The sequence below is a fragment of the Cohnella soli genome, assembly GCF_042655525.1.
Lineage (GTDB): Bacteria > Bacillota > Bacilli > Paenibacillales > Paenibacillaceae > Cohnella > Cohnella soli.
The window spans coordinates 169,171-189,922 of the sequence record NZ_JBHSMI010000013.1; the positions used below are offsets into that span (position 1 = coordinate 169,171).

General features: G+C 53.7%; 15 protein-coding genes and 1 pseudogene. 5 read left to right on the top strand and 11 right to left on the bottom strand.

The genetic code is table 11. From position 1 onward, the window contains the following. Positions 1 to 61 precede the first annotated feature (61 nt). The 6 genes from ACFPOF_RS07685 to ACFPOF_RS07710 form a co-directional block, all read right to left on the bottom strand. Entirely contained in the window at positions 62 to 2,413 is a 2,352-nt protein-coding gene (locus ACFPOF_RS07685) for a helix-turn-helix domain-containing protein (RefSeq protein WP_378131227.1), read from the bottom strand. Positions 2,414 to 2,532: 119 nt separating this feature from the next. Next, the gene (locus ACFPOF_RS07690; RefSeq protein ID WP_378131229.1) at positions 2,533 to 3,306 is read right to left on the bottom strand and encodes a sugar phosphate isomerase/epimerase family protein; all 774 of its coding nucleotides are present in this window, start codon (positions 3,304 to 3,306) and stop codon (positions 2,533 to 2,535) included. 14 nt (positions 3,307 to 3,320) lie between these two features. Beyond that, complete coding sequence (locus ACFPOF_RS07695; protein WP_378131231.1) at positions 3,321 to 5,798, bottom strand: hypothetical protein; 2,478 nt, start codon at positions 5,796 to 5,798, stop codon at positions 3,321 to 3,323. Between the two features lie 32 nt (positions 5,799 to 5,830). Continuing rightward, positions 5,831 to 7,273, bottom strand: a complete 1,443-nt coding sequence (locus ACFPOF_RS07700; RefSeq protein WP_378131233.1) for an L-arabinose isomerase family protein — start codon at positions 7,271 to 7,273, stop codon at positions 5,831 to 5,833. Positions 7,274 to 7,367: 94 nt separating this feature from the next. Beyond that, positions 7,368 to 8,486 carry an SGNH/GDSL hydrolase family protein gene (locus ACFPOF_RS07705; protein ID WP_378131235.1) on the bottom strand — a complete coding sequence of 373 codons (1,119 nt, stop codon included), beginning with the start codon at positions 8,484 to 8,486 and terminating at the stop codon, positions 7,368 to 7,370. Positions 8,487 to 8,592: 106 nt separating this feature from the next. Next, positions 8,593 to 9,663, bottom strand: coding sequence for a Gfo/Idh/MocA family oxidoreductase (locus ACFPOF_RS07710; RefSeq protein ID WP_378131237.1), 1,071 nt, complete (start codon positions 9,661 to 9,663; stop codon positions 8,593 to 8,595). A 91-nt stretch (positions 9,664 to 9,754) separates the two neighbouring features. Between ACFPOF_RS07710 and ACFPOF_RS07715 the strand changes: the two genes are divergently transcribed. Next, entirely contained in the window at positions 9,755 to 10,549 is a 795-nt protein-coding gene (locus ACFPOF_RS07715) for a helix-turn-helix domain-containing protein (protein WP_378131239.1), read from the top strand. A 372-nt stretch (positions 10,550 to 10,921) separates the two neighbouring features. Here ACFPOF_RS07715 and ACFPOF_RS07720 read toward each other — a convergent pair whose 3' ends face one another. The 4 genes from ACFPOF_RS07720 to ACFPOF_RS07735 all read right to left on the bottom strand — a co-directional run bounded on the left by ACFPOF_RS07720 (position 10,922) and on the right by ACFPOF_RS07735 (position 13,817). Next, positions 10,922 to 11,386, bottom strand: a complete 465-nt coding sequence (locus tag ACFPOF_RS07720) for a GNAT family N-acetyltransferase (protein ID WP_378131241.1) — start codon at positions 11,384 to 11,386, stop codon at positions 10,922 to 10,924. Between the two features lie 60 nt (positions 11,387 to 11,446). Beyond that, complete coding sequence (locus ACFPOF_RS07725; RefSeq protein WP_378131243.1) at positions 11,447 to 12,643, bottom strand: MGDG synthase family glycosyltransferase; 1,197 nt, start codon at positions 12,641 to 12,643, stop codon at positions 11,447 to 11,449. Next, positions 12,630 to 13,268 (bottom strand): DedA family protein, encoded by a 639-nt coding sequence (locus tag ACFPOF_RS07730; RefSeq protein ID WP_378131245.1) that lies wholly within the window; start codon positions 13,266 to 13,268, stop codon positions 12,630 to 12,632. Before ACFPOF_RS07730 ends, ACFPOF_RS07725 begins: the two co-directional genes overlap by 14 nt. A 261-nt stretch (positions 13,269 to 13,529) precedes the next feature. Beyond that, on the bottom strand, positions 13,530 to 13,817 hold the full coding sequence (locus ACFPOF_RS07735) for a hypothetical protein (RefSeq protein WP_378131247.1): 288 nt from the start codon (positions 13,815 to 13,817) through the stop codon (positions 13,530 to 13,532). Positions 13,818 to 13,959: 142 nt separating this feature from the next. Between ACFPOF_RS07735 and ACFPOF_RS07740 the strand changes: the two are divergent. Beyond that, a pseudogene (locus ACFPOF_RS07740) lies at positions 13,960 to 14,127 on the top strand (DUF975 family protein); the annotation flags it as partial. On the opposite strand, the gene ACFPOF_RS07745 reads toward ACFPOF_RS07740, so the two are convergent. Then, positions 14,122 to 15,699: an ABC-F family ATP-binding cassette domain-containing protein gene (locus ACFPOF_RS07745; protein ID WP_378131249.1), complete on the bottom strand. Its 1,578-nt coding sequence runs from the start codon at positions 15,697 to 15,699 to the stop codon at positions 14,122 to 14,124. The pseudogene ACFPOF_RS07740 and the gene ACFPOF_RS07745 overlap by 6 nt on opposite strands. A gap of 294 nt (positions 15,700 to 15,993) precedes the next feature. Between ACFPOF_RS07745 and ACFPOF_RS07750 the strand changes: the two genes are divergently transcribed. The 3 genes from ACFPOF_RS07750 to ACFPOF_RS07760 all read left to right on the top strand — a co-directional run bounded on the left by ACFPOF_RS07750 (position 15,994) and on the right by ACFPOF_RS07760 (position 20,750). Then, positions 15,994 to 16,317: a hypothetical protein gene (locus ACFPOF_RS07750; protein ID WP_378131251.1), complete on the top strand. Its 324-nt coding sequence runs from the start codon at positions 15,994 to 15,996 to the stop codon at positions 16,315 to 16,317. Positions 16,318 to 16,382: 65 nt separating this feature from the next. Further along, positions 16,383 to 17,516, top strand: coding sequence for a hypothetical protein (locus ACFPOF_RS07755; RefSeq protein ID WP_378131253.1), 1,134 nt, complete (start codon positions 16,383 to 16,385; stop codon positions 17,514 to 17,516). A 75-nt stretch (positions 17,517 to 17,591) separates the two neighbouring features. Continuing rightward, entirely contained in the window at positions 17,592 to 20,750 is a 3,159-nt protein-coding gene (locus tag ACFPOF_RS07760; RefSeq protein ID WP_378131255.1) for a hybrid sensor histidine kinase/response regulator, read from the top strand. Positions 20,751 to 20,752: the final 2 nt, after the last annotated feature.

Consider the following 20,752-nt stretch of genomic DNA (forward strand, 5'->3'; position numbering starts at 1 on the left):
CGAGGGTCATGAATGACCCAAGTGCCAGGGGATCGTATAGGGAATTCATTGTTGCTTACACTTACTCCGCAATGACTCGATTGACGTTGCGCTGAAGGGCGTATTCCTTGGGCGTAACCTTATATTTCTTCTTAAATAAGCTGAAGAAGTACGTTTCGTTAAGAATGCCGACCCGCTTCGAGACTTCGATTACGCTCAGGTCGTGATGGATGAGCAGTTCCGCCGCCTTAGCCAATCGAAACTCGTTAATATAATCGGGAATCGAGATTTGCGTAGCTTCCTTGTAGATTTTGCTCAAGTTTCTCGTGGAGAGCTTCATCATCGCGGCGACGGACGACAAACTTAAGGAAGCATCCTGATAATTTTTATGAATGTATTCGGTAACCGCGTCGACGACGAAATGGTTCATCGTATTCGGCGCCTCCAACTGCTCGTTACTGAACGAATCTTGCAGGACGCCCCATAAAGTACGATGAATCTCGCCGATCGTTTCCTTCTCCAGAAGACTACGGGTGATCGAGGAGAGAGGCAAAGCAATCGAGGATGATCCCTTCGCGTGCTCCATAGCTCCGAAAACCGCGTCCGCCAAGCGGATAATCGTTACAAGAGCGTTGTGATAGTTAAGCGTCGATGTCTCTTCGAATAGGGTCGCCAGCACTTTCTTCATAGCGGGTACGTTCCCGGACTTAATCGTCTCTACGAGCCATTCCTCAAGTTCCTTGGAATAACCCGTCTTTTTGCTTTCCGCTTTTTTCTTGACCGTCTCGGACGTGATGACGGAACTATGCCCAAGAAGCAATCGGTACATCGACTGGTCCAATGCATGGTTGTACGAGTCGTGCAACCCGCCTAATCGATTCACGCTGTCGCTTATCGATGCCGTAAAAGAAACCTTAAAATAACGTGAAACCGTTTCCTGGGCGTCCTTCAGCAGGGCGATCATATCGCTCGGGAACATATCGTCCCCTTCCGGAACGTTGACGAGGAGTAGCACGTGGTCGTCCTTCATATCCAGGCCCTCATTCGGATATTTGCGGGCGACGATCTCCGAAGCGATATTGATCATTGCGAAGCGGATCGTCTCCCTATCCTTCGAGGTAAACGTATGCTGAAGCTCCTTGTAGTTATCGAGCTTCAATATACAAACGGCGTACTCGCCCTCCACAGGCAACGCGAACTTCATTTCTTTGAAAATCGTTCGCAGCTCGGGCTGAGGAATCGACGGGCCTTCCGTCAGCAAGCGGCTCAGCCAATAATGCTTCATGACGTCCTTGTATTGATACTTCTCCTTATCGAACAGATCGAGCTGTTCCATAGATTGCCGATAAACGGTGTTCAAGTAAGAAAATTCATCGATGACCACATCATGATCCGATCTGCGCACGCGATCCGACTTCACCGAGCTGACAAGCTTCCCTACCGGCCGGTAAATGCGCCGCGAGATCGCGATGGATAGAGCAAGCGCCAGAAGAACGACGACCAGCGTAATGAGTGCGATGCTTGTCTTCAAACTCTTGATGTACTTATACACCTCGAAGACGGGCTGCGTCTTCAGAAGCGTCATCCCTGCGCTATCGACATTCGAATAGGTGATCAAATAGGAAGTTCCGTCGTGCTTGCTTTGGAAGAAGCCATCGGGCTCGGCTTCCGGATGATCATTCCGATAGGAGACCCAATCCGCCCTCAACCACTTCATGATCGCTTGATCGCCTGTTCCGTCATCCAGATATTGTCCGGACTGGTCCATCATAAATACATTATCCCCATTACGCTTATCGACCATATTGATCTGTTGAATGTTGTCGATCAACCACTTGGATCTGACGTTGATAATGACGACGCCGTCCGGCTTCAGATCGCCCGCCGAAGTCTCGTAGATGACATAGGAGAATACGGGATCGGGCTCTTCTTTGCCGTTGACCAGCTTCTTGATATCCCGGAAGATTGGCTTCATTTTCGGAACCGATTGATCGTTGTTATAAATATCGAGAAGCAGCTTGTCTTCGAAAAAAAGCGGACTGCCCGCGTTGTAAGCTTGATCTAGATTGCGGTTATAAATACTGATGGAGTGTATATACGGATTGGCCGAGGTGATCGAGCTGACGACTTTGTTAAGCCGATTCGCCACGTCGACCATATCCTCTTGCTTCGCATACATAATAGCGCTTACATCGTTGTTTAGGTAAAGGGTTTTGCATAGATTGCCGATCGTCTGGTCCATGAATCCCATATTGTATTTCACCTGATACAGAATCTTCTGATTGGACGCGTATTGATTTTTCACGAATAGACTTTGCGTCTTTAGAAAAACCACGGTGGACAGAACGCCGATGATGAATAGAATCGCCACGCTGATCCATAGAACCGTTCGGACGAAATAGGATTTGGCGCCGAAAAACGGGCGTATGTTCAAGCAGTTGTCCTCCTCTTCCGAGTCAGATCCGAGAGAGAGTACCTTCGCTGGCTGACTGGCTTGCAACAAAAAGCTTAAGGGACCGGCATCCGCCGGCCCCTCGCCGAACTCGCGCCCCCTTAATCGCTCAGGTCGCGTTCGCGGTCGGCCAATTCATATAAATTCGCCAGGCTGATTCTCGCGCTATCCAGCGCGTCGCCTTCGCATTGATCTTGTTCCACGACGTACCACTCGACGCCGTTGCTCTCTCCCCAGCGCAAGATCGGGACGAAATCAATAGCACCCGTACCGATCTCGGCATACGTTCTTCTCTCGTCGCGCGTCATATCCTTCAGATGCAGCGTCGGCGCCCGACCGGAGTAGGGATGTAAAAACGTTGTCGGATCCTTGCCGGCTTTCGTAATCCAGTATACATCAATTTCCGCAAGCACTGCGTTGTCCGGCGATGGCTCGAGCACATACGTTAACGCGTCCGTATCAGACACTCGCGTATCGAATTCGAAGGCATGATTATGGAAGCCGACCGCGAAACCTTCGGGCTGTACTTTGGCGGCAATCGCGTTCAGTTCCGCACGCAGCCGTTCGTAACCCCACTCGTTGCGCCACTCGTGCGGAACCGACGGACAGATCAAGTAGTTCGTATTCAGCAGCTTGGCTTCCTTCATGACGCTGTCCGTCTCGTCCCGCAACCGCTCCAGCGACACGTGCATTCCTGCGGTCTTCAGCCCCGTCTCCCGCAGCGTCTCGGCAATCTCTTCCGCCGAATAGCCATGCAGCCCGGCGGTCTCTACTCCCGCCCAGCCCATCCGCTTCAATTCCCGGAGCGTGCCCGGCATGTCCTTCTCGCATTGTTGGCGCAGCGTAAAGAGCTGGATGGCGAATTTATGCTTCATTTCAAGGCCCCCTTTTACCAGGAAATCTCTAGAGAACCGCTAATATTCCCAAGCCGAATGCGATCGTTGTCGTATACGCAGCCGTCGAGGTCCAGGTACGCGTTGCCCAGCTTCACTTCGACTTCTCCCGCTAGCAAAGAATCGAGCGGCGGGTAGATCGTCACGTCCGCTTCGTGAAAACCTGTAACGGCAATGACGCGTTGCGTGCCCCTGTTCGGCGTCGGCATAGGCGACATCTCCCGGCAAGCGACCGAACTGGAATGACGTTGCCTAGCGAATACGCGGCATTCGTCATGGAAAGTACGATCCAGCGAATAAGTCGAGACGTCCGGGCCGACTTTCGTCGTCTGTCCGATGATGATCGGCGACCCTTCCGGGAAGCCCATCCGAAGCGCGACCGATGTATCCTGTCGGCAACCCGTGAAGAGGAACGCGTTGTCCTTGCGCCCGATGAAGAGAAGCGCCGGCTTGGTAGCTGCTTCTTCTTTCGTCTGCAGCAACCCATAGCCGAAATCCGCGAGCAAATAACGAGCCAGTACCGCGATGTCCATCAACTCGTCAGGCTGACGAACCGGCAGATGGGTAACGGCTCCCGTCTCGAATGGCAGCGACCCGCGAACCCATGCGACTTGGCCGCCTCCCCAATCCGGCAATTGCCTGGTCAGCGCAACTATGCGTGCCCGATCTCCTTGGATCGCTGTCGCGCGCACCTTCGTGCCGCGATCTTCATGATCCGCCAGGACATCGTTAATCGTCCCTCCGCCGATGAGCGGGTTGTGGTCGAGGATCCGAGAAGCGGAGCCGCCCGAAGCAGACGACAAGTCGTTCGGCAACGAAGAGAGTCCGGTTACTTCCATGCGGCCGTGAAGGCCGTCTCCCTCCGCCTGCCGGATGTTCAGCAGTTGACGCAAGGTCGGATCGGTCACCACCCCATACAGCAGAACTTTTCCTCCCGCTTGAACATAAGAGACGAGACGTGCGGCATCGGCCCCTTGCATCCAAGAAGTCGGGGTGAACAGGATCGTCTCCTGCAGCCGTTCCCGCGTCTCGACGCTCATCGCCGCGAAATCGTCGGTGCTGAGTACGGTATTGAGCGGCAAACCTTGATTGACCGCGTTGCGCACGAACCATTCTTCGAAGAAAATCAACTTAGAAGCTTCTGCCGATCGTTCCACGGAGGCACTATACTCGCTGAACGGATACAGCCAGGTCAGAATGCCGGCCTTGTCAGGGAAGTCCCGAATCGCTCGGCGCAAATGCGGAATGACTTCCGCCGGGCAATCTTCGTTTAGTTCCCCCTTCTCGGTATCGATCGTCAGAATCTCGAAGATTCCCGGGTTCTCCAATTCGCCGTCGCGATTCATCCGGGCGACCGACAACGGACAGTAGATATCGTGGGGCTCCCGATCGTACAGATCCCACCAAGGGTTCTGCCAGAACCAAGGGTCGTTCGGATAGAAGCGATACGGGTACGTCTCTCCAGGCAGAACCGCAATTCGCGACATATAGGATGTCACTTCCAACCCGAAGTCGAAGTTGAGCGCTCCCCACGGCGAATTCGGAGGCGGCAGCTCGATATATTTTCTGCGATACAGTTGCTGCAACGGTATGAAGTCCTTGGCGATATCCATCCCCGATCCGAAGTTCGTGCCACGAACTTCCGTCCGATAGTCGGGGCATTCCTTCTTGAAGAGTTCCCAGAACGAGAGCGCGCTCGCCGACAACTCTTCCGGATCCGCAAGCGGCAAGTTCGTCCCGTCGAAGTTCGCGCCGAGGTACGTCCATGGGAAGTAGGAAAAGCCGAAGCCGTTGGAGAACCAGATGTAATCGAAGCCAAGCGCCGGCAAGAAACTTGCGCATTGCCGTCCCAGAAACTCCCCGAACGGCGTGCCCTCGGGAATTCCGTTCGGATAGGCCGCATAGGGCGCCCGATCCTCATGCAGCTTCGACCACGTGCAGACGACCGTATAGTCCGCCTTTAAGCTCACCTCGCTTCCGCCCAATACTGCGCGGTTAATTTCCGGATGCAGCTTATATTTGAAATCGGAATAGGCGAACTCGGGTCCCGCGTCGAAGGTGGCCCCCACCTCCATCCGAACGCCGAACCTCTCTCGGGCGATGCGCTTGAACGACGCTACGATCGTTCGCAAATCCCCATAAGTCAGGCGACAAGCGTCAGGCCTGTAGACTTTGGCGATTCTCGGGTCGTCCGAGCCCGCAACGTGACCGAACTTGTCTTCGTTCGCGAATCCGATATAACGCCCCCATTCGATCTCGCCGTCCATTCGACCTTCCCACGTCAAAATCTCGCTCCCGTCCGCAACCCAGAGCAGCATCGAACAACTGTCGGCCATTCCAATTAAAGGCATCCATTGCCGAATAGCTTCCGCGCACGTCGCGTCGATGGCCGAGGGAGCCATGCTGATAAAAGGCTTCAGACTCATTTCCAGCGTAACCCTCTTTAATGCATTGCTTCCCTTTGCCTGTTTCATTGCCTTCCGTCCTTCCCCGTTGCACCATTGGTTTACACGATCTGCAACTCGATATCCATCGTCTGAGCGAGCTTGCGGATTTGCGAATTCACATGTCCGATCCCCAAGGCGAAATGGTGAGTCGGCCCGGCAGAGCACCACTTCTCAACGAATTCTGCGACGCTGCAGCCGAAGTGACAACGCGTATTCGTATTGCCCGTCTGCGGAATGGGGCCTTTGATCGATTCCCCTTCCGCCGCGATCAGCTTGAACTTGCCGTTCGCCGTCTGCGAGATGCTGAGCAGGGTGACCGGCCCCGACCGGATGCTGAACTCGACGCCGATGCCGGACCCGCGTTTACCATGAAAAAGATCAAGTCCGCGGATGACGGGCTGGCCGTCGCTGATCCGAATGTTATGAGGACCGTCATGTCCGACCAGTACAATATCGTCGATGAAATCGCAAGGATGCAGCTCTGCGAAGGAGCCTCCCGCTTCAAGCCGATCCATGATCAGCATTGCCGCACACGTCTTCAAGTCAGCTTCCCCAGCGAGGGGAATGCCTTTGCCCGTCAACAATGAGTTGCCTAGCACCATATTGGAGGCGATACGTTCGTACTCGTTATTGTCCGTTCCCTTGTAATAATAAGCGAGACCCGTCAGCCCGAATTCCGCGATCAGCTTATCCAAGCCCACGGCAACACGGGCGGACCAATCGAGATCTTCCGGTCTGACGATTCTTGTAATCGGATCGATGAAGGGATCGGCGATCGTGAATACGCTGCGGATCTCCTCAACTTTGTCGGCGACTTCGACGGTCGTAACGCTGTTGACAAAGCTGGCCAGGTCGCACATCTCCAGCATCTGCACGTGCGAGCCGAAAGACAGCGTAAAAGCGGTGGGGTCCGAGTTCATATCGTACATGCCTTCGTACGTATGGCCCAAATACCCGATTTTCGCATGCTTGAAGGCAGCTCGAGCGTTCGCGACCTGACACCATTCCCTTAGCTGCGCCGCCACGAGCGGATCATTGTTCAAGGTTCCTATGACCATCCCTGCTGCAGGCTTGCCGGCGCGAACGAGGACGCCGGCGATCTCCGGCAAGGAGCAGATGTTGTCGTTCGCGAGCTGCATGTACGTCGTCGTCTTCTGGTAATCCAATCGCGGCAGGGGCTGCAGCGCGACGAGCACAGTAGGCAGCGACAGATTCAGAATCGGAGTTGCTGCCGAGGATGAAGTGACATAAGTACTTAAGTTGACGAATAGAAAATCGATGCTCTGCGACTTCAAAAGGGCCGCCGCCGCGAAGGACTTTTCGACGCTATCGACGAATCCAGCCGAGACGACCTCCACCTCTTGGCCGCGAAGCATGGATTCGAATTGTTTCCCGTAGCCTTCCAACTCGTCTTTCAGTCCGGGGAACTGTCCCCAATAAGGCTCGTGCCCGACGGTCATCACGCCTACTCGGGCTTTTTTTCTAACAATCGATTTGTTCACTTGTCCCGTGTCCTCCTCTAAGTTCAGTTCAACTTGAGTATAGGAAATGGAGGTTGGCATGGGTAGAAACGGAACAACAAATATTGGAGTAATTCTACGATTGGATTAAAAATTCGAAAGCCAGCAACTCTCTCAGAACAGGTTCAAGCGACTTCGCGATGCGGGAATAGCCCAGATCGGAAGGATGGATGCCGTCGGCGGTACAATCCTGATAGTCCGCACCCAGCAGGTCCGAGCCATCGAAGAAATGAAGATTCGCATCCCCTGCTTCTATTAATCGCTCAACCGTTGCCCGTTGGATTTGCTTGCGCTCCTCGCGGCCGTTCCGCGCACCTTCGTCGAAGGCCTCTCTGGCCATTCGAATCTGCGACACGACGAGAATCGGTACGCCGGGATGACGTTCCCGGTAGATGCCGATAAATTCAGGCAATGAATCCCGAAGTCGCTGCATACTCGGCACATTGGCTTCGTAATCCAGAATCAGTAACGCCGGATCGTCAACTTGCGCGAGCAGATGGGCGAGCTCGGGCTCTCCTTGCGCGTTGCCGGAGAAACCGAAGCTGACGAACTCGATTGGCAGGCTGCGGCTTAGAATATTGGGGTAGGCCATACCGGGGCGGGAAGCGCAAGCTCCGTGAGTAATGGAGGTTCCGTAGACGAGAACCTTCCTTGTGGAAGGGAAATCCGGGAACTCCTTAAGCTCTGAACCAGCCGTGACACCGATCCATAGCTCCTTCACGCCCTGGTATAACGGAAGATTAAGCGTAATGTCCCGCATCTGACGCGGAAAAGCATCGTAGAGCACGGATTCGTATTCGGTAGCCGCCATATCGAAACGGGCCGTATTCACGTAACGTTGATCGCCCAACTCGCCAATATAGCAATCGACGCCGCATTGTCCCGTGGCGGGCATTTGGTACATGACAGCTTTGTCCGCGAGCCCGACTCGAACGAACAGTTTCGGCGAATCCGTACGGAAGCGGACCTGCACGCCGGTCGTGAAATTCGCGAGCCGGTCCACCTCCGGTCGCAGCGGATGATTGGGCCGAACCGGCAATCTTCGATAGACGCCATCTTGCTCAAGCCATGGAAGTCCCGTAATCCGAAACGGCGCCCGTAACGGAGAATGCCATTCCAAGTCACTGTCGCTATTCACCGGAACCCGCATATTGGCATCCAATGACTTCGTCTTCTCTTGTTCTCGAGCGTCCATTGTTACTCACTCGCCTTCCCCATCTAGTCCTGACAGTCCTATCCTACTTAACTGTAGCCGTCCCTCGGCGAAGCCGTACACTATAAATGACGTCGATTCCTTCGAATCACGATCGGATCGCATCCACGATCATCTTGAAAATCGCGAGATCCTGCAAATAATCCTCTGGTGTCGTCTTGGGCTCCTTGCCCTCCGTCACGACTTCGTGAAAGTATTCCAGCTCGTACACGTACGCATCCTTGTATGTCGGGCGAACAACCGTCTCTTCGAAACCGTCTCCGATCGTCTCCCGAATCCGCAAGGTGGTAGGTAACTGGCGAAGATATGGCGTATCGTACTGAACGAGGATCGATTTTCGTTCGCCATATACTTCGATATGCGCGTCGAACCTCCCCTGTTGATCTACGCCCGTCTCCAATGTAGCGTTAAAGCCATCGAATTCGAAGATAACGCTCTTGAAAGATCCTCCCCTCCAGGACGCCGCTGCTTTCACCCTGGTCGGCGAGCCGAGCATCTCTCTCATGGCCGATACATCATGGCTATTGAGCCCGAGTAGAAGGCCATAGGCAGCATAGATCTCGTCCGAAGCCTCCCCGACGGCTTCCCTCATCAATCTGGCGTTCCTCTGCCTGCGTTCTTGCATCGCTTCGGCGGGAATATCGTCGAATCTGTAAACATGACCGAATTGGCTCGTGAAAAACCGATTGGGACCAATAATGTCTCGAATCCGCGCATAGTTGATCGGTCCCAGCGACTTCACCTCTTCCACGGCCCGTAGATACGCCGGCGCGAATCTTCTCATGTAGCCGACCATCACGCTCGCACGGGAAGCGTTCCGGGCTTCGATGATCGCGCGAGCCTCCGCTTCCGTCACGCACATGGGCTTTTCCACGAAAACGTGGATGTTCTTGTTCAGCGCCGCGATCGTGCATTCGGTATGATACTCCATATTGTTCAAGACGAATACGGCGTCGAGCTCGGCTTGTTCGAGCATCGTATTCGCATTCGTATACAACTTCTTAACCCGATACTTCTCTCCAATCGTAACCAAGAGCCGCTCTGAAATATCGCAGAAGGCAACCATCTCATAGAGCTCGGGCAACGATTCCATAATAGGCAGGTGAATGATTTGCGCGATTTCGCCAACCCCGATAACGCCAACTTTTATTTTCCCCATTTGAGATGAACCTCCGAAATTTTTCTTTGAGTATTTCTACGATTCCAACTACAATTGGCTCATGATCCGCTTCCAGTAAAGGAGACTTCCGATGATCGAGCCCCTATCCGTTTATTTCGAGCACTGCGAGCCGGACTGGCAGGTGCCCTCTTCCAGAACCAACAACCATATCCTCCTCTTAATCACAGAGGGTTCGCTTCTGTACGTCGTTGACGGTCAATCCCACGCGCTCCGCAAGGGCGACGTTCTGTTCATTCCTCAAGGAGTCGTCCGACAGGCTTATAAGCACACGAACGAAGCGCACGAGATGTACGCTGCCCATTTTCGCTATCAGGGCGATGGAGAACAGCTCCCTCTGCTCTCGGACTTTCGACTGCGTTACGCCCATCCGTACAATGCCGATTATTTCACCATGAGGTTTTCCCTGCTTTCGCAGCATTGGCTGCGCAAATCAGCCTGCTCGAATACGATCTGTCACGGGATCCTGCTGGAATTGCTCGCGCTATTGAACGAGGAAGCCGATTCTCCATCGTTGCCGAGCAAGTCATACAACCTCGTCCTGCATCTTCAGACTTACATCCTCGAGCATTATCGCGAGCCGCTTCCCGTTGCCGAGTTGGCCGCATTGGTCGAACGCACGCCGAATTACGTGAGTTCGATCTTCCGACGAGCCACAGGCCAGACGCTCTCCGACTACATTCAGCAAATCCGCATCTCCGCTGCACGAGATCTTTTAACGAATTCAAGGATGAACATCGGCGAAATTTCCGAGTTTCTCGGCTTCTGCGAGCAATCTTACTTCAACAAAGTGTTCAAAAAAGTGACCGGGACGCTGCCTTCCGCCTACATGAAAGAAAAGGTTCAAGTATGGAAAGAGTTAGATTAGCCGAATGGCGGCGGCACCAGCACCTTCAATTTATCGAGTCTCCGCCAGTTATGTATACTTTAAATCAAGTCGATCGCTGCAAATTACGAAGAAAAGCGAGAGAATCTCAAAAGCACACAGCTTTATCAACAAAATCTGCCCCGTATCCCCACCTTATACACATAGTTATACACAGACTTGTGCACAACTTTGTGTATAACGTGAACAGCAATTGCCGTTTTTCCACAAGCTTCAAAGTCGATCGACAATGTTATCCACACAAGATACCGCCATTTTCAGATCGTCGCTAAAATCGTCCACCCTAAAATAAAAAAAAAACGTTAGTCCTGGCCGCGAGCTGAACTGCGGCATGAACTAACGATTGCATAAGGTTCAGACAGAATCGAGTTCCATCGTCATAAATAGACTGTACGGATCTTCTTTGTAGTCGGCAAATGGGCCGCAAACGCGGAATCCGAAGCTTTCGTACAGTTTGCGAGCGGGGACGAACCCCGGCGGCGTGCCCGTCTCCAAGCTGAGCTGTCGGAACCCGCGCCTTCTTGCTTCTACGATAATATGCTCAAGAAGAAGCTTGGCCACGCCTTTCCTTAAATGAGCGGAGGCCGTCCGCATCGACTTCAGTTCGGCATGTCCGTCGCCAAGATCCTTGATCGCTCCGCAGCCGGCCAATTCGTTACCGTCCCATACGCTCCAGAACGTAATCTCCGGCTTGCGCAGCTGCTCGAGATCCAGCGTATGCACGCTCTCCGGCGGGCTCTCTTCGTACATCCCCCGTACATGCTCTTCGAGTAGCGCCCTAATCTCTGCACCCGATAAATCATCAACGATAATGTTCATATACGCCCTCGCTTAGAAAAGTTCAGCATTATCTTTGCCACACTCAGGCAAGTATATCTCCTATGCATTGGCGGCGTATACCGCATGCGTATTCTCGAATGCTGGAACATATTGATTTTGCGTCTGCAAGATGGCCGTGAGGGCGTTATACGCACCGTCTTTGCGATTGTTTAACCTTGCGTTGTTCCTTAAGACGGCAAGATAAGACTGGTTGTCTACCACGCTCAGAAGCCGATCCTTCAAATCCGTGCCGTTCCGCGCTTCCAATGCAGCCCCGATTCGAACCAAATACGCCGAATTTTCCTGTTCCTGCCCCGGTATCGGCTTATATAAAATCATCGGAAGCTCGAGGGCTAAAGCTTCGGATACGGTAATTCCCCCTGGCTTGGTCACGATGAGATCGGATAAAGCCATCAATTCATGCACATAATCTACAAAACCGGTAATGACGACTTTGTGGCGCGACTTCGTTTGTTGGCTGCCCAGCTCGTCTTCAAGAGCCTTTTTAAGCTTCTCGTTCCGCCCGCACACGATAATAAATTGGAGAGCGCACGAGAATTGTTCTGTTCTAAGGAGGGTGGACAACTGCTTCCCAATGATCCCTTCTCCTCCTCCCATTATGAGTACAACTGGCTTAGACGGGTCAAGGCCGTGTTTCTCGCAAAGCGCAGACCGGTTATAAGCGCGCGTGAAGGATAGCTTAATCGGAATTCCCGTTACTTCGATGCAGCTCGCAGGGACGCCATGTTTAACGAGCGCTTGCTTGACATGATCGGCACCCACCATATAGCGATCGGTAAAAGGATGAACCCAGTAGCTATGATCGGTGTAGTCCGTAATCACCGTTACCGTCGGAACATCAGTCATATGCTGAGTCTTTAAGTAGGACATCGCCGACGCCGCCCCGGGGAAAGTGCTGACGACCACGGTCGGTTCGACCTCGTCGAGCAGCTTCAGCATCCGATCCGCGCTAAAAGATCTTAACCGTTTGAACAGGTTGGATAAGGTGTTCTCGTCGCGGGTTTTGCGGTACAAGTACCCATATACGGAAGGCAACCCCTTTACCCATTGCACATAGCAGAACCGGCCTACTGAATGCAAATAAGGGTGGTTCCATTGCAAGAAATCCACGATTTTCACTTCAACATCGGGACGATAGAATCCCGTCGCTTCGAGAATCGCCTTCGCCGCTTGATTGTGCCCGTCGCCCAGCGTACCCGTAAGGATCAATATTTTCTCGCGCTTATTTCTGCTCATGGACCGTCACTTCTTTCTTCTCTATTTTCGAAAAACCCGTGATTGCCTTACCTTTTCTGAGTAGGAGGACGAGCAACGATACCGCGATAATGCAGATTACGAATCTCATAGAGTATTTAGAAATCATATGGATTAATTTTTCGAATTGATCGCTGAAAATATGGCCAAGCATGACGTATGTCGTTACCCATAACAATGCGCCAAGATGATTAAAGATTAGAAAGTAACGAAAACGGATACCCGATATTCCCGCGAAGTAGCCCGTGAAATGTCGAAAGCCCGGGATAAAATAACTGACCAGCAACAGCTTATTCCCATATCGCGCAAACCACTTTGTTAGCTTGTCGAATCGTTTGGCGTTTAAGAAGATGAACTTGCCGTACTTTTCGAAAAAAGGCGTGCCTAATTTTTTTCCTAAATAATAAGTGATTGTCGTACCGATGGTAGCCCCGAGAAATGCGCAAACCATTGCGATCGCGAGATTGAAATGACCAAAGGCAGCCAGATGGCCGGCAAATGCCATTGCGAGCTCACCGGGAAAGGGAAGCGCCAGCGATTCCGTAAACAACCCGACAAACAATACGATATAGCCATATTGCTCGAAGAGATGATTCATCCATTCCATTGCTCAAGTCTCCTAATCGTGGCGTACTATATCGGCTCGCGAATCGAAATCTTAACTTATGAGGTGCGGCCTTCTTTCTGTTTCCATTGTATCCCGCGTCAATAAACTCTCCCATCGCTCCACGTCGGGTTTTCGCACTGTCTTTTGTCCAGTTTGCATTAGCCTTAAGTCTTGGTTTTGTATAAAAAAACCGCTAACCTCCGCAGAGGCTAACGGTTTTGCGTTCATGGGGCAGGTTAAGCCGCTTTTCCTTGTACACGATTACAACTTGCCTTTAAGGCTGAGCAAATACTTGATAATGACCGCGACCGCGCCCACGTAATAACCAACCAATACGATCCATCCGGTCGTGTCCATCACAGAGATGGATGCGAGTACAAGCAGAGGGAGCACGTAGCTAACGATGTCTTTCAAATAACCCAGTACCGGTTCGTGAGAGATCGTGCCGCCCTTCAACGACTTGTACAAACCAGCAAGAAAATCGACAGCCATCGAGCCGAGCACGACCCACATGGCCACTTCCATCCAGTACGTTAAGCTGCCTATCATTTTGCCTCACCTCCTGCGGAGAGGAATGATGATCTGCTATATGATATGCCGGTCCAACCGAGGTTGTACCTTAGCAAAACGCACAGAGTTATCGCCCTGATTCGCGAGGCGTTCGACAACTTGCAAAGGAATCACGAAAAATATCGGTTGGGGCTTGCTCGCGCTGCTCTCGTGCGGCATCGGCTACTTGTGGCTCCTCCCTTATATGAGAGTCACCCAAGCTCACTTCTATGAAGACCTGGTCCGCAGAAACGCCAAGCTGCCCGAGCCTCCCGCTCCGGAAGATTTCATTCCGTTGAATAAATTATAAGCTCGACTCGGTAACCGTACCGGCGGTCGGATCGAACGTCAGCATCTTCGTCCCGATCTTATCGATGAAGAAACGGTCATGGCTGACCGTCACAACTGCGCCGGGAAAATGAATAAGCGCCTGCTCCATCACCTGAATGCTCATAAGATCCAGATGGTTCGTCGGTTCGTCCAGGATAATGACTGCGGCTCCGGAGAGCAGACATTTCGCCAGGGCGACCCGCGCTTTCTGGCCGCCGGACAAATTACCGATGTTCTTGCTCAGATCGGCTTCCGAGAACTGCAGCATAGAGAGAAATTTGTTGACCTTCTTGCGCGGCGCGTCTAGTCCGAGCCCGTACGTGTTGACCGCGTGGCTGACCGTGTCTTTCGGATCGAGCTCGTCCCACATCCGGTTGAAATACGCGTAACCGACGCCTTTCTCCCAGACGACCTCGCCGGATTCCGGCTTCTCTTGTCCCGTCAGCGCCTTGATCAGCGTGGACTTCCCGCTTCCGTTCGGACCGACGATGACAAGCCGGTCTTCTTTCTGAATATCGAAGCTAACGTTATCGAAAATACGTCTGCCCTCATAGCTCTGTCCGAGCCCTTTCGCTTCGCACAGCTTGTCCGGAAAACGCAACCGCTCATAGATGTCTGTAATCAGTACGTTGACCGGATGCGGTTCGATCCGTTTCTTATTGTCCGCAAGCTTGCGGGACAGACGATCCTTGGAACCGGATTTGCGCGTCGCGCGGTCGTCGATTGCTTCCGCTTCCATAAGAAGCAGTTCTTCCTCCCATTCGAACTGGCGGTCCAGCTCCTTCTTGCGCATCTTCTTCTTGCGAATGTAGTCGGTATAATTGCCTTCATACTCTTGAAAACGATAATTCTCGATCTCGATGACGTGCGTTACCGTCTTGTCGATAAATTGCCGGTCGTGCGACACAAGTATCATGGCGCCGTTGAACCGGTACAGCCATTGTTCGAGCCAGGCGATGCCTTCCATGTCCAAGTAATTCGTCGGCTCGTCGAGCAAGACGACGTCGGGCTGCTGGATGAGCATCTTGGCAAGCGCCGCGCGGTTCCGCCAGCCTCCGGACAGCTCGTCCACCGGCTGATGGCGCGACCGATCGTTAAAGCCGAGCTTCGTCAGCACCGTATCGATCTCCACGGAAACGTTCCAGCCGTCCAAATGCTCCATCGTTTCGAACAGCTCCGCCTGTCTGGCAAGCAACGTATCCATCTCGCCATCATCCGCGACGGTTCCCAATTTATCCGCGATTTCCTGAAGCTCCCGCTCAACCGCCGCCACCTGCTCGAAACAAGCCTCCAACTCCTGTTGAACGGACAGGCGGCCGCTCAGCTCCGAGAATTGCGAGAAGTAGCCGATTCTCGCTTGCGGATCGACTTCCACTTTGCCCGACGACGGTTCCTCCTTGCCCAGAATCAATCGGAACACCGTCGACTTGCCTGCGCCATTCCTGCCGATCAAACCGATTCGTTCGCCCTTCGACAGCTTAAAATAAATTTCTCTGAATACCATCGACTCTTCATATTTCTTCGTCACATTCTCTAATCGAATGACGCTCATCGTAATCACCTTCCGGTTGTATCGGTCTAGCGTGATTATACCATTAGGGCGTATCTGAATACTCCGAGGGGAGCAGATATTGCCGAATTTTCGTTCCATGCAAGGAACTTTTGTGAAGGCGTACCGGGGGTACGTCGAACAAAAGTGGCGAAGCAGGGGGCGAAAAGGCGGTGATAGATGCCCCTGAGCGAGTGTTCAGACACGCCCTAGATCCGCTTTTCGCCTCGACTTCATCACCCCGCTCTAGGCTACTGCATAGAATATCTCATGTTCAATCAGACGGAGGTCTTTGCCATGAGCTCGCAAAATTCGGTTCAGCACGAGCTGAAACCGATCTATCAGTGCGATTCCAAGCTTCATCTGACGCTCAAGACAGCCAGAGAAAACTTGCACCAACTGTGCGCCCAACACGCTCACAAGCTGGTCAAAGTGGAGATGATGGACGGCGACGTATACGAAGGGCGCATTGTTCATTGGGACAGAGGAGTCTTCTACTTATGTCTATCGAACGAAGGTTACGAGCGCGGCTTCTTCCCCGGAACTCCGCCGCCAAATCCGTACAGCAACTTCGTGCTTCCTCTCGTCCTGTTTAACCTGCTCGCCATTACACTCATTTAAGCACGCCAACACGTCAGTCGGAACGTCAGGATCGCAACCCTATTGAAAAATGAGGAGTGACGCACGTGTCAATTTTGCCACCTTTCGGACAACCAGGCGGTATGCCTGGCGGTATGCCTAGCGGTATGCCTGGCGGTATGCCCGGCGGTATGCCTGGTGGAATGCCCGGCGGTATGCCGGGCGGTATGCCGGGCGGTATGCCCGGCGGTATACCTGGAGGTATGCCCGGCGGTATGCCGGGCGGTATGCCGGGCGGTATGCCCGGCGGTATACCTGGCGGTATGCCCGGCGGTATGCCCGGCGGTATACCTGGCGGTATGCCTGGCGGTATGCCCGGCGGTATGCCCGGCGGTATGCCCGGCGGTATGCCTGGCGGTATGCCCGGCGGTATGCCCGGCGGTATGCCCGGCGGCATGCCTGGTGGAATGCCCGGCGGTATGCCTGGTGGAATGCCTGGCGGTATGCCTGGTGGAATGCCTGGCGGTATGCCCGGCGGAATGCCTGGTGGAATGCCCGGCGGTATGCCCGGCGGTATGCCCGGCGGTATGCCTGGTGGAATGCCCGGCGGTATGCCTGGTGGAATGCCCGGCGGTATGCCTGGCGGTATGCCCGGCGGTATGCCTGGTGGAATGCCCGGCGGTGTGCCTGGTGGAATGCCCGGCGGTGTGCCTGGCGGTATGCCTGGCGGTATGCCCGGCGGTATGCCTGGCGGTATGCCCGGCGGTATGCCTGGCGGTATGCCTGGCGGTATGCCCGGCGGTATGCCTGGCGGTATGCCTGGCGGTATGCCTGGCGGTATGCCGGGCGGTATGCCGGGCGGTATGCCGGGCGGTATGCCTGGCGGTATGCTTGGCGGTATGCCCGGCGGCATACCTCGCGGCATGACTAGCGGTATGCCCGGCGGTATGCCTGGCAGTATGCCTGGCGGTGCTCCGGCCGGTATACAGCCGCCGCCTTCACCTCCGCCGCAGACGATTCCGCCTAAACCGCTAGGCGCGTCAGCGCTGGCCGTCGATCCGGGGGCTATCTCGCGCTGCATGTTCCGCTACACGTACATTTGGCCGCGCAGGGGGCAAGGCTTCTGGTTCTACCCTGTCTTCCTAGGCAGGACGTCGATTTCTGGGTTTCGCTGGACCGGCTTCTTCTGGATTTTCTCCGGCTTCGACCTGCAATCGATCGAATCATTCTCCTGCTTCTAAGTTTTTCCGAGAGGACGCGGTGACGGAAACCGCGTCCTCTCTCGTCCAATTCGTAGGCAGGATAACCCGCAGGCGATGTCGAATGTTGGAAACATGATGAACATTCACCGGACGCACGCTATCAAATATTTTGTCATTATCGTTCTCTTTTTCGGTGCCCTCTTCTGTTTGAGATGGGCTTGGTCCGGAATATTCCATACTGATGAGCCGCCTCGTCCCGTTGACGGCGTGCTTGACCTGCGCGGCGTCGATTTGGACCGTTCCCCCGCGTTCGCATTGGACGGGCAATGGCGGTTCTACCCTGAACGTTTAGTCACCTATCTGGAGCTCCCGAAGTTGGACGAGCCTCGCCCGATTACCGTCCCAGGGGACTGGAGCAGTCTGTTCCCGGACAACTCAGGCAGTTCTTATGGCTATGGCACTTATCGACTGCGTATCCTCATCGATCCGCTGACGACACCCGTCTCCTTCTGGTTTCAAGGCATTCAGGCGGCTTCCCGGGTTGAGCTCAATGGACGAACGGAAGGCGCCTTTGGCCACCCCGCCGCAACGGCCCAACAATATACGCCACGCAGCATGTCCTATACTGCCACTTACACGATAGAAGGCACGACAGAGATCGAATTGCTCATTCATGTCGCCAATTTCGACGATCCATATTCGGGCGGCATACTGCGCACCGTTCGCTTCGGCACGCAAGCTTCAATCGACTACGTTCGCTGGTACTCCATCGGTTTTCAGCTTATCGTGTTTATGATTTTGCTGCTTCATGGTGCGTATGCCTTTATACTCTATTTCTTTAATCGTCGCGAAAAATCACTCGTTTATACCGGATTGTTGACGATTACGATCTCGACCGCTGTTCTGATCGGCCACGATAACGTACTTCTGACATGGTTGCCGATCAATTACACATGGGCCGTCAAAATTCGGCTCATCTCGCTTCTATGGCAGAACTTGCTCATTCTGCTGATGTTCCGAAGAATCGCCGCGATGACCACGCATAGTCGCGGACTTGCCGTCTACACAGCGGCGCTTGTGACTTTGACCGGAGTTTTGCTTGCCGCTCCGGCCTCCTGGGCGAACGGCATTATCGACCTGTACATCTTTCTCGGCTTTTATCTCGTGCCCTTCTCCTGGTTTATCTTCATCATCGGCACGCTTATTTTCAAGAAACACGACGACAAGGACGTTGCCTTTATATTGCTGACGGCGGCAGGTACTATTTCCAACGTGGTCTGGAGTATTTTCGAATCGTCCTTTGACGTCACTACGGTGTATTATCCGATCGATATTATTCTGGCCATCATCGGCTTGTCGGCTTATTGGTTCAAGAAGTACTTCCGCAATGCACAAGAGATCGCCAAGCTCAACGATCAACTACGCAAAGCCGACAAGATGAAAGATCAATTTCTAGCCAATACGTCTCACGAATTAAGAACGCCGTTGCACGGAATGATGAACATCGCCCAAACCGTCGTCGCCAAAGAAAGAAGCAATATGGGCGAAAAAAGCCTGAAGGATATGGAAATGCTCATTACTGTCAGCCGACGAATGTCGTATTTGCTTGGCGATCTTCTCGACGTCACGAGGCTTCAGGAGCATCGAATCGCGCTAAATCAAGAACCCCTTCGCATTCAATCGATCGTTCCCGGCGTCGCCGGGATGCTTGAATACATGCTGGTGGACAAGCCGGTAAGATTGATCGCGGATATCGATCAGTCGCTCCCTCCCGTCATGGCAGACGAGCAGCGGCTTGTACAGATTTTGTATAACTTGCTGCACAACGCCATCAAATACACGGAGGAGGGAACGATCACTGTATCCGCCTTCGCGTCCAGGGATGGCAGGCTTGTCGTCCAACTGGCGGATACAGGTGTCGGCATGGATGAAGAAACCGTGTCTAGAGTCTTCCTTCCTTATGAGCAAGGAACTTACGGCATTAGCGATGGGCGGGGCATTGGACTTGGGCTCAGCATCTGCAAGCAGTTGGTAGAGCTTCATGGCGGTAAGCTCATTGTGCAATCCGAGCCTGGCAAAGGTTCCGTCTTTTCATTCGATCTCCCGCCCGCCCGCGAACTCGACCTCCTCGCCACTCGACCGCCGCTTGTGCTCGCCGAGATGGCGAACGAGGATTCGGTCGGGAACGGCAAACGCGGGCGATGGGAAGCCATGTCTGCACGGTTCCAGGTGGCGGCCATCGAAGAACACGCCAGTCTGCTTAACCAGGAAGGCGCAGCGAACATTCTTGCGGTAGACGACGATCCCGTTAACCTGAACGTGCTCGTCGGCATCCTGTCTACGCAGCCATACCGAGTGACGACGGCCCGTTCCGCCCGGGAAGCGCTCGCGCTGTTGGACAGAACACAGTGGGACTTGATAATCGCTGACGTAATGATGCCTCAGATGTCAGGCTATGAGCTAACGAAGCTCGTCAGGGAACGATACTCCGCGTCCGAGCTTCCTATTCTGCTGCTCACGGCGCGCAGCCAGCCCGACGACATGTACGCAGGGTTCTCAGCCGGGGCGAACGATTACGTCACCAAGCCGGTAGATGCGTTGGAGCTGAATTACCGAATTAGAGCTTTGGTTCAAGTCAAACGCTCCGTGAACGAAAGGTTGCGCATGGAGGCGGCTTACTTGCAAGCGCAGATTCATCCGCATTTCCTGTTCAATACGTTGAATTCGATTATGTCGCTTAGTCATACCGATACGGACAAAATGCGAGAACTAGGCGACGTATTCGCGTCTTTCCTTCGTATTAGTTTCGACTTCCTCAACACGGGAGAACTCGTCGAGCTTTCACACGAGTTGGAGCTGGCCCGAGCTTACGTCTATATCGAACAAGTCCGGTTCGAGGACCGGCTCCGTGTTGACTGGGAGATCGATGCCGACCTTGAGTTGTTAGTCCCTCCTCTTTCGATCCAGCCGTTCATCGAGAACGCGATCAAGCACGGCTTGCTGAAGAGGAGCGAAGGCGGCACCATCCGGGTCCGTATCATCCGTCAAGACGGCTTCGTTCGGGTCGAAGTGTCCGATGACGGCGTCGGCATGGCCGCAGATCAAGTTGGGCGCTTGCTTGCTCCGACTTTGCAAGCAAGAAGAGGCATAGGGGTCAGCAATACGGATCGGCGGCTGTTGCAGCTATATGGCCGCGGCTTATCTATCATCAGCGTGCCCGGAGAAGGAACGACGGTATCTTTCAGCGTTCCGGAACGCCGACGCGAACCATAAAT

Excerpts from the sequence above, each read along its gene's own strand:
- ACFPOF_RS07715 (WP_378131239.1), top strand. The coding sequence starts at position 9,755 with ATGATCGAGCCCCTATCCGTTTATTTCGAGCACTGCGAGCCGGACTGG.
- ACFPOF_RS07690 (WP_378131229.1), bottom strand. The coding sequence starts at position 3,306 with ATGAAGCATAAATTCGCCATCCAGCTCTTTACGCTGCGCCAACAATGC.
- ACFPOF_RS07705 (WP_378131235.1), bottom strand. The coding sequence starts at position 8,486 with ATGGACGCTCGAGAACAAGAGAAGACGAAGTCATTGGATGCCAATATG.
- ACFPOF_RS07730 (WP_378131245.1), bottom strand. The coding sequence starts at position 13,268 with ATGGAATGGATGAATCATCTCTTCGAGCAATATGGCTATATCGTATTG.
- ACFPOF_RS07735 (WP_378131247.1), bottom strand. The coding sequence starts at position 13,817 with ATGATAGGCAGCTTAACGTACTGGATGGAAGTGGCCATGTGGGTCGTG.
- ACFPOF_RS07745 (WP_378131249.1), bottom strand. The coding sequence starts at position 15,699 with ATGAGCGTCATTCGATTAGAGAATGTGACGAAGAAATATGAAGAGTCG.
- ACFPOF_RS07710 (WP_378131237.1), bottom strand. The coding sequence starts at position 9,663 with ATGGGGAAAATAAAAGTTGGCGTTATCGGGGTTGGCGAAATCGCGCAA.
- ACFPOF_RS07750 (WP_378131251.1), top strand. The coding sequence starts at position 15,994 with ATGAGCTCGCAAAATTCGGTTCAGCACGAGCTGAAACCGATCTATCAG.
- ACFPOF_RS07725 (WP_378131243.1), bottom strand. The coding sequence starts at position 12,643 with ATGAGCAGAAATAAGCGCGAGAAAATATTGATCCTTACGGGTACGCTG.
- ACFPOF_RS07695 (WP_378131231.1), bottom strand. The coding sequence starts at position 5,798 with ATGAAACAGGCAAAGGGAAGCAATGCATTAAAGAGGGTTACGCTGGAA.
- ACFPOF_RS07760 (WP_378131255.1), top strand. The coding sequence starts at position 17,592 with ATGTCGAATGTTGGAAACATGATGAACATTCACCGGACGCACGCTATC.
- ACFPOF_RS07720 (WP_378131241.1), bottom strand. The coding sequence starts at position 11,386 with ATGAACATTATCGTTGATGATTTATCGGGTGCAGAGATTAGGGCGCTA.